The organism is Stenotrophomonas sp. 704A1 (genome assembly GCF_030549525.1).
Classification (GTDB): Bacteria; Pseudomonadota; Gammaproteobacteria; order Xanthomonadales; family Xanthomonadaceae; genus Stenotrophomonas; species Stenotrophomonas tuberculopleuritidis.
On record NZ_CP130831.1, the window covers coordinates 2,540,234 to 2,553,072 of the forward strand.

Sequence of the window (12,839 nt, forward strand, 5' to 3'; positions counted from 1 at the left end):
GCGCCGCCTGCCTGGAGATCACCCCCATGTCCTACAAGATCCTCTACATCACCCTGCGTCGCCTGATCGGCGAGCGCGATGTCGCCGCCCTGCGCAGCCACCTGCTGCAGCACGGCCCCGTGGTTTTCGCCCGTTCGCTGTCGCTCGGTTCGCCGCGCGTGGTCGCCGACGCACTGTCGCTGCTGCCGATCAGCGAACGCATCAACGTGCTGCGCCATCTGCCCTACCCCCTTCGCGATGCGATGAAGCCGCTGTGCATCGGTGGCAGCCAGCGCCTGCGTATGCAGCCGTGGTCACCGGCGGTGCTGGCGTTGCGCCACGCCTGATCCGTTGCATCCGTTCCGTTCGTGTTCCGGCCGCGGCCGGCTCTGACATTCAAGGAGTTCCCATGAGCCTGCTCAACGCCTGGTTCAATGCCTTCCTGCGCAGCCGTCGCGCAGGCAACCTGTTCGGCCGTCGCGCCATGCCCGAAGCCGGCTTCGGCCCGGGCAGCGCCGACGTCGCACCGTTCGCGCTCACCACCGGCCTGGTCACCCTGTCGCAGCTGGACGAGCCGCGCCTGCTGGCCGCGCTCGACTCGCATGCCGATGGCCTCAGCCCACACGAAGCCGAGGCGCGGCTGGCCACGCTCGGCCCCAACGAGGTGGACCACGAAAAGCCGCTGCCGTGGTGGCGGCACCTGTGGCAGTGCTACCGCAACCCGTTCAACCTGCTGCTGACCGTCCTGGCGGCGGTGTCCTGGCTGACCGAGGATGCCAAGGCCACCGTGGTGATCGGCGCGATGGTGCTGCTGTCCACCCTCATCCGCTTCGTCCAGGAAGGCCGCTCCAACCGTGCGGCCGAGCGACTGAAGGCGCTGGTCGGCAACACCGCGCGGGTGCTGCGTCGCAACCCCGGCACCGAGGCCGCCGAGGTGGCCGACCAGTACTTCGGCGCGCACCTGCACAGCCGGCGCCCGGCGCGCCTGCTGGACCTGCCGATCCGCGAACTGGTTCCCGGCGACCACATCGTACTGTCGGCCGGCGACATGATTCCCGCCGACTGCCGCGTACTGAGTGCAAAGGATCTGTTCGTGGCGCAGGCGGCGATGACCGGCGAATCGCTGCCGGTGGAGAAGTTCGCGCACCCGGGCGATGGCCTGGCTGGCCTGCTGGAACAGCACAACCTGCTGTTCATGGGCACCAATGTCGTGTCCGGTACTGCCAGCGCCATCGTGCTGGCCACCGGCAACCAGACCTACTTCGGCACGCTGGCCCAGCGCAGCACCGCCACCGACCGTGCACCGACCGCGTTCCAGGCCGGCGTCAACAGTGTCAGCTGGCTGCTGATCCGCTTCGCGCTGGTGATGGTGCCGTTCGTGCTGCTGGTCAATGGCTGGACCAAGGGCGACTGGACCGAGGCCTTCCTATTCGCGCTGTCGGTGGCGGTGGGGCTGACCCCGGAGATGCTGCCGATGATCGTCACTTCCACGCTGGCCAAGGGCGCAGTGCTGCTGTCGCGGCGCAAGGTCATCGTCAAGCGGCTGGACGCGATCCAGAACTTCGGGGCCATGGAGGTGCTGTGCACCGACAAGACCGGCACCCTCACCCAGGACCGCATTGCACTGGAGCGGCACACCGACGTGTTCGGCAACGACTCGGAGGATGTGCTGGCCTTTGCCTACCTCAACAGCCACTTCCAGACCGGGCTGATCAACCTGCTCGACCGTGCGGTGTTAGAGCACGTGGAGCTGCAGAGCTCGCTGCGCCTGTCACAGGACTACCGCAAGGTCGATGAGATCCCGTTCGACTTCGAGCGCCGGCGCATGTCGGTGGTGGTTTCCGAACGCGAGGACCACCACGAACTGATCTGCAAGGGGGCGGTGGAAGAGATGCTGGCGGTGTGCAGCAGTGTGCGCGAGAACGGCCAGGACATGCCGCTGGACGCGCATCGGCTGGCACGCGTGCGGCAGACCACCGAGGAACTGAACGAACAGGGCCTGCGCGTGGTGGCGGTGGCGATGAAGGAGACCGCCGCCAGCCAGACCGTGTATTCGCAGGCCGATGAGTGCGGCCTGACCCTGCTCGGCTACGTAGCCTTCCTCGACCCGCCGAAGGAATCGGCTGCGCAGGCACTGCAGGCGCTGGCCGCGCATGGCGTGGAGGTGAAGGTATTCACCGGTGACAACGAACTGGTCACCGCCCGCGTCTGCGCCCAGGTCGGCCTGCCGGCCGACACCATCCTGACCGGACCGCAGATCGAGAACATGGGCGACGCAGCGCTGTCGCGTGCGCTGCGCGAGCATCGCGTGTTCGCCCGCCTCACGCCGCTGCACAAGGAACGACTGGTGCGCGGGCTGCGCGCGCAGGGCAAGGTGGTCGGTTTCCTCGGCGATGGCATCAACGATGCCCCTGCGCTGCGTGCGGCGGACATCGGCATCAGCGTGGACAGTGCCGTGGACATCGCCAAGGAAGCGGCCGACATCATCCTGCTGGAAAAGAACCTGATGGTGCTGGAGGAAGGTGTCATCCAGGGCCGGCGCACGTTCAACAACATGCTGAAGTACATCCGCATGACTGCCAGCTCCAACTTCGGCAACGTGTTCTCGGTGCTGGTGGCCTCGGCCTTCCTGCCGTTCCTGCCGATGCTGCCACTGCAGCTGCTGGTACAGAACCTGCTGTACGACATCTCGCAGATCGCCATTCCGTTCGACAACGTGGACGAGGAGCTGGTGCGCAAGCCGCTGAAGTGGAACCCGGCAGACATTGGCCGCTTCATGGTGTTCTTCGGGCCGATCAGCTCGATCTTCGACCTGACCTGCTTCGCCCTGATGTGGTACGTGTTCGACGCGCGCACAGTGGCCGACCAGAGCTTGTTCCAGTCCGGCTGGTTCGTGGTCGGCCTGCTGACCCAGACCCTGATCGTGCACATGATCCGCACGCCGAAACTGCCGTTCCTGCAGAGCATCGCCGCGCCGCCGCTGCTGCTGATGACCGCGGCGATCATGGCCATCGGCGTGATCCTGCCGATGAGTCCGCTGGCCGGCTACTTCAAGCTGCAGGCGCTGCCGCCCGGCTACTGGCCCTTCCTGGTGGCGATCCTGTTCGGCTATGCGGCGCTGACCACCGCGCTGAAGACGTTCTACATCCGTCGCTACGGCTGGCAGTAACCGCCCGCCCCCTGCCCAGGAACAACTGCATGTTCGACATCCATCCCAACCTGCCGGCGTTCAACGCCGGCGCCAGCCTCAGCACGTTCATCAGCCTGTCGGTGGCGTTCGTGCTGGGCGCCGGCATCGGCCTGGAACGGCAGCTGCGCCAGCGCACCGCCGGCCTGCGCACCAACACGCTGGTCGCCGTGGGTGCAGCCGTGTTCGTCGACCTGGCCGTGCGCTTCCACGATCTGTATGGCGGGCCACCCTCGCCGCTGCACGTGGTGGCCTATGTGATCTCCGGTGTCGGCTTTCTCGGCGCCGGCGTCATCATGAAGGACGGCGCGCAGGTGTCCGGACTGAACACCGCCGCCACGCTGTGGGGGTCGGCCGCCGTCGGCGCCTGCGCCGGCATCAAGCTGCTGCCCGAAGCGCTGCTGGCGGCGCTGTTCGTGCTCGCGGCCAACACGCTGCTGCGGCCGGTGGTGAACCGCATCCAGCGGCAGCCGCTGCCGGAGGCGTTCAGCGAAGCGACCTATGCGATCAACGTGGTCTGCCAGCGTGAGCAACAGGCCGAGGTCCTGGACCGGCTGCTGTTGCTGCTGGAGCAGGCGCAGTATCCGGTGCGGGCGGTGGACCAGCACCCGTTCGGCGAGCGCGACGTGGAGATCGAGGCCGTGCTGTACGCCACCACCGTCGATGCCGCTGAACTGGATGCCGTGCTGGCGACGCTGGCCGCTACGCCGGGCGTACTGCAGGGGTTCTGGAACGCCAGCCTGGAAGAATAGGTAGCGCGGGGCCATGCCCCGCGAGCGCGCAGCGCGGAGCCGGACGCATTCCGCCGGGCGTGGCCCGGCGCAACCGGAACCCAGGGTCACCTTTGCTATTCTTCCATCCCACGCCAGGGAGCCGTCCCGATGCCATCGCTGTCACCCCGCCGCCCGCTGGTGCTGCTGGTCCTGATCGTCGTGATGGCGGCGATCTTCCTGCTCGACACCGTCACCGACTACGCCGTGGCTGCTGCATGCTTCTACGCGGCGGTGATCCTCGCCGCGTCGCGGGTGATGGGCGCGAGCGGGCTGATCAGCCTGGCCATCGCCTGCATCGCACTCACCGCCCTGAGCTTCTTCCTCACCCGCTTCGGCACCTACCGCATCGGCCTGGTCAATTCGGTCATCGGCATGCTGGTGATCGGCATCACCACCTACCTTGCGTTGAAGATGGAAGCGGCCAAGGCCGCGGTGCAGGAAGCACAGGGCCGGTTGCTGCGGGTGGCGCGCGCATCGACCGTGGGCGAGCTGACCACCTCCATTGCACATGAAGTGAACCAGCCGCTGGCGGCGATCGCCAGCAGCGCCGAAGCCTGCCAGCGCTGGCTGGCACAGGACCCACCGAACGTGGACAAGGCCTGGCAGACCGTGGCCCGCATCCTGGCCGATGCGCATCGTGCCGGTGACGTGATCGCCCGTATTCGTGGCCTGACCCAGGGTGCCGCACCGGAACGGCGCGCCTTCGACCTGAACCAGGCGGTGGAGGAAATGCTGGCGCTGTCGCGCAGCGAGCTGGACCAGCACGGCGTGGCCGTGGCCCTGCTGCTCGATGCCGACCTGCCGTTGGTGCAGGCCGATCGGGTGCAGGTGCAGCAGGTGATCGGTAACCTGATCCTCAATGCGGTGGACGCGATGGAAGCAGTGCCGGCTGCCGACCGCCGCCTGTCCCTGTTGACGCAACGCGACGGACAGCGGATCAGCCTCAGCGTGCGCGACCGCGGTGTCGGCCTGCCAATCGATCATCCTGAGCGCGTGTTCGATGCGTTCTGGACCACCAAGTCACACGGGCTGGGTCTCGGTCTCAGCCTGAGCCGTTCGATGATCGAGGCCAACGAAGGCAGGATCCGAGCCGAGCGCCCGAGCGGCGGAGGTGCCTGCTTTGTGTTTGACCTGCCCATCGCCACGGAACCTCCTCATGCGTAAGCCCGCTGCACCGGCCGCCGATCCAGCGCCCATCGTCTATGTGATCGACGACGATCCGTCGGTGCGCGCCGCGCTGGAAGACCTGCTCGCTTCGATGGGCCTGCAGGTACGGGCGTTCGCCTCCACCCAGGCATTCCTCGAGCACGAACTGGAAGATGCACCGGCCTGCCTGGTGCTGGATGTGCGCATGCCCGGCCAGAGTGGGCTGGAGTTCCATCGCACGATGGGCAGCCACGGCCTGCAGCTGCCGGTGGTGTTCATCACCGGCCACGGTGACATCGCGATGGGCGTCAACGCGATCAAGGACGGCGCGATCGAGTTCCTGACCAAGCCGTTCCGTGACCAGGAACTGCTGGATGCGATCCACAAGGGCATCGACATCGACCGCCAGCGCCGCCGTGACGGCGAGGCACTCGATGCCCTGCAGCAGCGCTGGAACACCCTCAACGCCGGTGAGCGCGAGGTGGTCGACGGGGTGGTGCGTGGACGCCTCAACAAGCAGATCGCTGGCGATCTGGGCGTCAGCGAGATCACCGTGAAGGTGCGCCGCGCGCAGGTGATGCGCAAGATGGGCGCGCGTACGCTGGTCGACCTGGTGCGCATGTACGACCGCTTGCAGGCAGGTACCCCATGAGCGTGCATGTCGCACTGCTGCGGGCAGTCAATGTCGGCGGTACCGGCAAGCTGCCGATGGTTGAACTGGTGGCGATGTGCGAAGACGCCGGCTTCACCGACGTCCGCACCTATATCGCAAGCGGCAACGTGGTGTTCCGCAGCGGACTTGGCGAAGCCGGCGTGCGGAAAGCCCTTGGCCAACGGCTGCAGGCCTATGCCGGAAAACCGGTGGGCGTATTGGTGCGCTCGGCAGCCGAGATCGCGGCGGTTGCCGCCGGCAATCCGTTCCCGCACGCCGCCGGCAATCGCGTGGTCGCGCTGTTCGTGGATGAGGCACTGCCCGCCGATCCCCTGACCGGGGTGACCGGCCTGCGCGATGAGCAGCTGGCGCGGGGTACCCGCGAGATCTTCGTCCACTATGGCGACGGCATGGCCGACTCACGCCTGCGGATTCCCTATGCCCAGCAAGGCACCGCCCGCAACCTCAACACGGTCGGCAAGCTTGCGGCAATGGCCGCCGCACTCGGCCAGGTCACCGCAGACGGTAGAGGGAGACGGTAGAGGGCCGATCAGGCACGTTGCAGGCGGTGCTTCAACCGCGTATCCATCAGTCCCACCGCCAGCAGCACCGCACTGGTCACCCAGCCGGCGGCCAGCAGGTGGGTCTGCGGCAGCAGCACACCCAGCACGCCCAGCGCCACCGCACCGACCAGGTGCGAGTACGGTGCGCGCCCGTACACCACCCGCTTGTACAGCGCGCTGCCCAGCAGGTAGATCAACGGGCCGGCCACCAGCACCGCCGCATATACAGGCGTCACCGCAGCGTGCGGGTGGTCCATGACCAGATCATTGCCCACGGCGGTGGCGATGATCCCGGCGATCAGCAACGCATGCACATAGTGGAAGTTGGCCCCCATCCGGCCCGGGTCTTCGGCATGGCTGATGGCCTCGGTGGCGTCGCGGCTGGAGATGCCGAAGTACAGCCACCACATGGCAATGGTGCCGATAAAGGTGGCCAGCACCGCCGATACCACCGCACCACTCCACTGCTCGACCTCGCTGAGCACGCCACCGGTCGCCAGCAGCGTCTCGCCCAGTGCGACGATGACGAACAGCTGGCAGCGCTCGGCCAGGTGCCCGCCCTCGATGGTCCACTCGCGGGTGTGCGAACGGCCCAGTCCCGGGAATGCGAAGCCGAACATCGGCGAGACGTACTCGCAGGCCACCGCCACCGCCCACAGCGCCAACCGCGTATTGCCCTCGGCTGCCGCACCTGCCAACCAGAAGCAGGCCGATACGCTCACCCAGGCCAGCATGCGGCGGAAGTTCGGCGCCAGCGGATGCGTGCGGCCGACCTCGAACAAGACGAAGGCGGTACGCCCGACCTGCATGGTGGCGTAGGCGCCGGCGAACACCCATGCGCGGTTGGCGAAGGCCTCGGGAATGGACGACGACATCAGCAGGGCCAACAGCATGGTGGCAAACAGCAGGCCACGGATGCGCGGTGCCTCCGGATCGAACCAGTTGCTGACCCAGCAGGCGTACTGCCAGCCCAGCCAGACCGCGAACCACACCACCAGGGTCTGCAGCACGCCGGCCAGGTCCAGGTGGTGCAGCAGGTGGTGGCTGAGCTGGGTGACCGCGAACACGTAGACCAGGTCGAAGAACAGCTCTTCGTAGGTCACGCGGGCGTGGTGGCCATCGCGCCGGCGCAGGGCCGGCAATCGCAGTCGAGTACTCATGGCTTTCCTTCAGCGCGCCAGGCGCCAGTACAGCAGACCGGCCAGCAGGGCCGGCACCGCGAACACCAGCAGCAGGATCGGCAGTTCTTCGCGTATCCCGTAGCCGGCCTTGCTCACGCCCACCCACAGGTTGGCCACCGTCACCAGCAGCCAGGTGGCAATGAACGCGATCAGGGCCGTGGGCAGCTGTGAGGTGCCTACGCTCCACAGCCGTCCGAACAACAGGAACACCCCCAGCAGCACAATGCCGCCCGCCATCACCAGAAGCACATGCATGGTCCACCTCCTTGAGCCTGCAGGCAGGCTAGCCGTGGACGATTCTGGGCTCCAGCCGATGATCGTGGATTCACTTTCCAGGCGCGGCGAACAATCGCCCTGGCGATCGCGGCATGGCAAACGAGAACCGTTCCCATTAGTATTGGGTCACCGCGCAGGGATGACCTGCCTGCGCCCGCCCCTCACCCTTGCTGCCCGTCCGGATGTCCCAGCCGACACTTCCCCGCCCGCCTGCGCTGCCGCTGGTGTCCTCGCTGGTGCGCCATTACGAGGAACTGGTGGACTATCTGCATCGCCGGTTCCGCTCGCCGGGACTGGCGCGCGAAGTGGTGCACGACGTCTGCGTGCGCCTGCTGGAGCGCCCGGCCGCGAGTGACGCCCGCCACCCGATCGCGCTGCTGCGCAGGATCGCCCACGACGCGGCGGTTGACCGCTGCCGCGCCGAGGACCTGCGCCGGCACTGGGTGGAGCCACGCGCCGAGCTGCCCGAGGGCTGCTGCGAGCGCCCCGGGCCCGAGCAGCGCGCGCAGGGCCAGCAGGCACTGCAGCGGCTGACCGCCAGCATCGAGCGCATGCCCTGCCGACGGCAGCAGGTGTTCGTCCTGCACAAGATCCACGAGCTGCCCCAGGCCGAGGTGGCGCAGCGGATGGGGATCGGCCTGAAGGCGGTGGAACGCCACCTGCGCCTGGCCATGGCCGATTGCCGCCTGCACGGTGCACTGCGGTGAGCGCTGCGCCGCCGGAACCGGGACCTGCGCGGGCACCGCTCGAACCGTCCGCCGAAGACGTGCTTGAGCAGCACCGCGATGCACTCAAGGAGCGCTTCCCGCTGCCAGGCCCGGAACGGCTGCAGCGGCGCCGCGGCGGCCGTGTCGCCACGCGGGTGCTGCCCCTGCTGCTGGTCGCGGCCGGCGGGCTGCTGATGGCCGACCCCGCCTGGCAGGTACGCACCTACCAGACCGCTGTCGGCGAGCGCCGCCAGGTCACCCTGGCAGACGGCAGCCGGGTGCTGCTCGACGCGGGCACCCGCCTGCAGGTCCGGTGCCACCTGCGCTCGCGGCAGGTGCTGCTGGCGCAGGGCCATGCGCGCTTCGACGTGCAGCGCTCGGCGTGGCGCCGCTTCCAGGTCGATGCCGGGCCGGTACGGATCCGCAACTACGGAACGGTGTTCGACGTTGACCGCCAGGGCGACCTGAGCGAAATCACGCTGTGGCGCGGCGCAGTCGGTGTCACCGTGGAGGGCGCGGGCGCCGAGCAGCGGCTGAAACCCGGGCAGCGCCTGCTGGCCCAGCCCGGATCGCTCTCGCCACCGGAAGCCGTGGATCCGGACCGCGCCGACTGGACCACCGGACGCCTGCAGTTCGACCGCATGCCGCTGGCCGAGGTGCTGCGCACGCTGCAGCGCTACCACGATCGCCCGATCGTGCTGGACGACCCCGCACTGGGTGCGTTGCCGGTCTCGGGCGTATTCGATGCCGATCGTGCCGAAACGGCGGTGGCGCTGCTGCCGGAGATACTGCCGGTGCAGGTGCAGCGGGGCACCGACGGCAGCCTGCACCTGCGCGCCCGCGACTGAATCGCGCGCCGAGGGTGGGTTGCGCGCCGTCCCAACCGGCAAGTGCTTGAACCCTTCCGAAGGACCCCCGCATGACCCACCGTGTTCCGCCAGCCGCCCTGCGCCGGCTGGCCCCCACCCTGCTCGCCGCCTGCCTGGGCGCGGCCCTGCCCGCTGCCGCGCAGGCGGCCGCGTCCGCCGCCGTCGAGTTGCACCTGCCGGCCGGCCCGCTGCAGGCCTCGCTCAACACCCTGGCGCGGCAGACCGGCATCCAGCTGCTGTTCGCTGCCGACAGCGTGAGCGGTCGCAGCGCGCCCGCACTGGACGGCCGCTACACGCCGCGCGACGCCCTGCAGCGGCTGCTGGCCGGTCACGGCCTGGCATTGCAGGAGCGCTCAGCGGGTGTCTTCGTGGTGACCGCGGCCGCGGCCGCGCGGCCCAGTGCGCCGGTGCGCCCCGCGGCGTCGGCCCCGTCACCGGCGGCGCCGACGTCGCTGGGCCGCGTCACGGTATCGGCGTCGACCGCGCGCATGCCGCAGGGCGAGACGGCCATGCCCAACACCATCACCGTGCTGACCCACGAGGACATCCAGCAGCAGCTGGCGCTGGGCTCGGACGTCTCGCGCGTGCTGTCCTCGCAGATTCCCGCGTTCGCGCCAGCGCGCGAGAAGATGTCCAACTACGGCGAGAGCATGCGTGGCCGCGGCATCCTGTACATGGTCGATGGCGTCCCGCAATCGACGCCACTGCGCGATGGCTCGCGCGACTCCCACACCATCGATCCGGCGATGATCGAGCGCATCGAGGTCATCCACGGCGCCAACGCACTGCAGGGCATCGGCGGCACCGGTGGCATCGTCAACATCATCACCCGTGCGGCACCGAGCGAACCGGGTGCCTTCCTGCTGGACACCCAGCTCAGCCTGAGCTCCGCGCTGCCCGGCCGCCACGATGACGCCGGCCAGCGCGGCTCGGCCCTGGTCGGCGTGCGCGGCCAGCAGTTCGACCTGGTTGCCGGGCTCGCCCACGAACGCCAGGGCCTGTACTACGACGGCGACGGCCGCGCCATCGGCATCAACGCGCAGGGCGAGCTGATGGACTCGACCGCGACCAACATCTTCGCCAAGGTCGGCTGGACGCTCAGCGGCACGCAGCGCCTGCAGCTGATGGCCAACCGCTACGAACTGCGCGGGCTGGACAACTACGTGCCGGTGGACGGCAACTTCCGCAGCGGCCGCCCGGCCACCTCGGTACCCGGTGACACGCCGCTGGACCCGCCGATGAACCGCTCGCGCTCGCTGACCCTGGACTACAGCCATGCCGACCTGCTCGGCGGCCAGTTCCTGGCCCAGGCGTTCGCGGTGGATTTCGAAGGGCGCTACGGCGCCAGCCAATGGGATCCGTGGGGCAACACCGGTGCCAACGCGGCGTGGGACCAGACCCAGAACGCGTCGGACAAGCGCGGTTTCAAGCTGACCCAGAGCTGGCGCCGCATCGGTTCCTCGACGCTGGATGTGACCCTGGGCCTGGACGGCCTGCGTGACCGCACCCACCAGGTGCTGCTGGCCAGCGGCATGAACTGGGTGCCGCTGACCACCTACCAGAGCCTGTCGCCGCTGCTGCAGCTGCATTGGTGGCCAACCGATCACATCCTGCTGTCCGCGGGCGTGCGTTACGAAAAGGGCGAGCTGGAGGTGGGCGACTACACCACCCTGCCTCGCTACGGGGCGCGCAAGGTGGCCGGTGGCAAGCCGACCATGAGCGAGACCCTGCCCAACTTCGGCGCGGTCTGGTACATCAATGATCGCCTCAATGCCTACGCCTCGTACTCGGAAGGCTACACGGTGGCCGATGTCGGTCGCGTACTGCGTGCGATCAACCGCGACAACCAGCGCGTGGATGCGCTGGTGGACCTGTCGCCGGTGGTCTCGGACAACCGCGAGGTCGGCCTGGAGTACGACGATGGCCGCTTCAGCGGCGACATCGCCTATTACACCTCCGAATCGAAGCTGGGTTCTGTGCTGGTCTACGACGCCGGCATCGATGCCTACAACGTGCAGCGCCAGGCCACCCGCGTGGAAGGCTTCGAAACCAACCTGCGCCTGCGCCTGGGCCAAGGCCGGCTGGGCCTGGGCTATGCGCGCGCCAATGGCCGTTACGATGCCGATGTGGATGGGCGCCTGGACAGCGACCTTGCCGGCGTCAACATCGCCCCCAACCGCCTGACCGCATTCTGGGAACAGGGATGGACGCCGCAGCTGAGCACCCGCCTGCAGGCCAGCCACGCCTTCGACCGCGACTTCGACCTGCGCGGTGCCCCGGTCGCGCAGTTCAAGGGCTACACCACGCTGGACCTGGTCGCGCGCTACACCCTGGACAGGCACGCCTTTACCCTGGGCGTGCAGAACCTGGCCAACCGGCAGTACATCAGCTACTACTCGCAGACCACGCCCTCCAACCCGGGCTACTTCTCCGGGCGTGGCCGGGTGCTGACGCTGGGATGGCAGTACCGCTACTGATGGCGGGTCCGCTCCAGCGCTGCGTGGCGCTGGGGCGTCCTTATGGGAGCCATGAGATCTATGCGCAACGTGATGCAGGAGGCCCATGCTAGTTTCTGGGCCTCCTTCATCCGGTCCCGCGCCATGCGTCCCTTCCTCATCGCCATCGCACTTTCCGCCGCGCTGCAGATGCCCCCGGCACGGGCCGCCGAGGCACCGCTGCCACAACTGCGCGCCTACACCGTGGACGCCTCGTGGCTGCAGCCGATGGCACCGCTGCAGATCGCAGACCACACCTGGCAGATCGGCACCAAGGACCTGACGGCCCTGCTAGTGCAGACCCGCGAGGGTGCCGTGCTGCTGGACGGTGGCATGCCACAGATGGCCGGTCACCTGCTGGACAACATGAAGCTGCGTGGCGTGGCCGCGCAGGACCTGCGCCTGATCCTGCTCAGCCATGCGCATGCCGACCATGCCGGCCCGGTGGCCGCGCTCAAGCGCCGGACCGGTGCGCAGATCGTCACCAATGCCGAATCGGCAGTGCTGCTGGCACGCGGCGGCAGCGACGACCTGCACTTTGGCGACGGCATCACCTATCCGCCGGCCAATGCCGACCGCATCGTCATGGATGGCGAAGTGGTCACGGTGGGCGGCATCGCGTTCACCGCGCACTTCATGCCGGGACATACCCCGGGCAGCACGGCCTGGACCTGGACCGACACCCGCAACGGCACGCCGGTGCGCATCGCCTACGCCGACAGCCTGAGCGCGCCGGGTTACCGGCTGCAGGGCAATGCGCGCTACCCGCGCCTGGTGTCCGACTACCGTCGCAGCTTCGCCACGGTACGTGCCCTGCCCTGCGACCTGCTGCTGACCCCGCACCCGGGTGCCAGCAACTGGGACTATGCCGCCGGCAGCAAGGCAGGCGCCGCCGCGCTGACCTGCAAGGCCTACGCGGACGCGGCCGAACGCAACTTCGACGCCCAGCTGGCCAGGGAAGCGGCCGGGGCGCGCTGAACCGGTGCAGCGGGACGCGCCCGGGGCTGCCGC

Annotated in this window: 12 protein-coding genes; 10 read left to right on the forward strand and 2 right to left on the reverse strand. The window is 68.5% G+C overall.

Going from position 1 to position 12,839, the window contains the following annotated elements:
- Positions 1-26: 26 nt before the first annotated feature.
- The 6 genes from Q5Z10_RS11900 to Q5Z10_RS11925 all read left to right on the forward strand — a co-directional run bounded on the left by Q5Z10_RS11900 (position 27) and on the right by Q5Z10_RS11925 (position 6,279).
- Positions 27-326 carry a hypothetical protein gene (locus Q5Z10_RS11900; RefSeq protein WP_303635641.1) on the forward strand — a complete coding sequence of 100 codons (300 nt, stop codon included), beginning with the start codon at positions 27-29 and terminating at the stop codon, positions 324-326.
- A gap of 62 nt (positions 327-388) precedes the next feature.
- Positions 389-3,148: a magnesium-translocating P-type ATPase gene (gene mgtA / locus Q5Z10_RS11905; RefSeq protein WP_303635642.1), complete on the forward strand. Its 2,760-nt coding sequence runs from the start codon at positions 389-391 to the stop codon at positions 3,146-3,148.
- A 29-nt stretch (positions 3,149-3,177) separates the two neighbouring features.
- Positions 3,178-3,918, forward strand: a complete 741-nt coding sequence (locus tag Q5Z10_RS11910) for an MgtC/SapB family protein (protein WP_303635643.1) — start codon at positions 3,178-3,180, stop codon at positions 3,916-3,918.
- Positions 3,919-4,047: 129 nt separating this feature from the next.
- Positions 4,048-5,103, forward strand: a complete 1,056-nt coding sequence (locus Q5Z10_RS11915) for a sensor histidine kinase (RefSeq protein ID WP_303635644.1) — start codon at positions 4,048-4,050, stop codon at positions 5,101-5,103.
- Positions 5,096-5,737, forward strand: a complete 642-nt coding sequence (locus Q5Z10_RS11920; RefSeq protein ID WP_100434721.1) for a response regulator transcription factor — start codon at positions 5,096-5,098, stop codon at positions 5,735-5,737. The genes Q5Z10_RS11915 and Q5Z10_RS11920 overlap by 8 nt, the downstream gene beginning before the upstream one ends.
- Positions 5,734-6,279 (forward strand): DUF1697 domain-containing protein, encoded by a 546-nt coding sequence (locus Q5Z10_RS11925; protein ID WP_303635645.1) that lies wholly within the window; start codon positions 5,734-5,736, stop codon positions 6,277-6,279. The genes Q5Z10_RS11920 and Q5Z10_RS11925 overlap by 4 nt, the downstream gene beginning before the upstream one ends.
- A gap of 8 nt (positions 6,280-6,287) precedes the next feature.
- Here the strand turns inward: Q5Z10_RS11925 and Q5Z10_RS11930 are convergent, their stop codons facing one another.
- Positions 6,288-7,460, reverse strand: a complete 1,173-nt coding sequence (locus tag Q5Z10_RS11930; RefSeq protein ID WP_303635646.1) for a low temperature requirement protein A — start codon at positions 7,458-7,460, stop codon at positions 6,288-6,290.
- 9 nt (positions 7,461-7,469) lie between these two features.
- A complete protein-coding gene (locus Q5Z10_RS11935) occupies positions 7,470-7,736 on the reverse strand; it encodes a hypothetical protein (RefSeq protein ID WP_303635647.1) in 267 nt (88 codons plus the stop codon).
- Positions 7,737-7,939: 203 nt separating this feature from the next.
- On the opposite strand from Q5Z10_RS11935, the gene Q5Z10_RS11940 reads away from it, so the two are divergent.
- From Q5Z10_RS11940 to blaL1, 4 genes are all read left to right on the forward strand, one after another.
- Positions 7,940-8,464, forward strand: coding sequence for an RNA polymerase sigma factor (locus Q5Z10_RS11940; RefSeq protein ID WP_303635648.1), 525 nt, complete (start codon positions 7,940-7,942; stop codon positions 8,462-8,464).
- Positions 8,461-9,312, forward strand: coding sequence for a FecR family protein (locus tag Q5Z10_RS11945; protein WP_303635649.1), 852 nt, complete (start codon positions 8,461-8,463; stop codon positions 9,310-9,312). The genes Q5Z10_RS11940 and Q5Z10_RS11945 overlap by 4 nt, the downstream gene beginning before the upstream one ends.
- Before the next feature lie 71 nt (positions 9,313-9,383).
- Positions 9,384-11,810: a TonB-dependent receptor gene (locus Q5Z10_RS11950; protein WP_303635650.1), complete on the forward strand. Its 2,427-nt coding sequence runs from the start codon at positions 9,384-9,386 to the stop codon at positions 11,808-11,810.
- 123 nt (positions 11,811-11,933) lie between these two features.
- Positions 11,934-12,806: a L1 family subclass B3 metallo-beta-lactamase gene (gene blaL1 / locus Q5Z10_RS11955; RefSeq protein WP_303635651.1), complete on the forward strand. Its 873-nt coding sequence runs from the start codon at positions 11,934-11,936 to the stop codon at positions 12,804-12,806.
- Positions 12,807-12,839 lie beyond the last annotated feature (33 nt).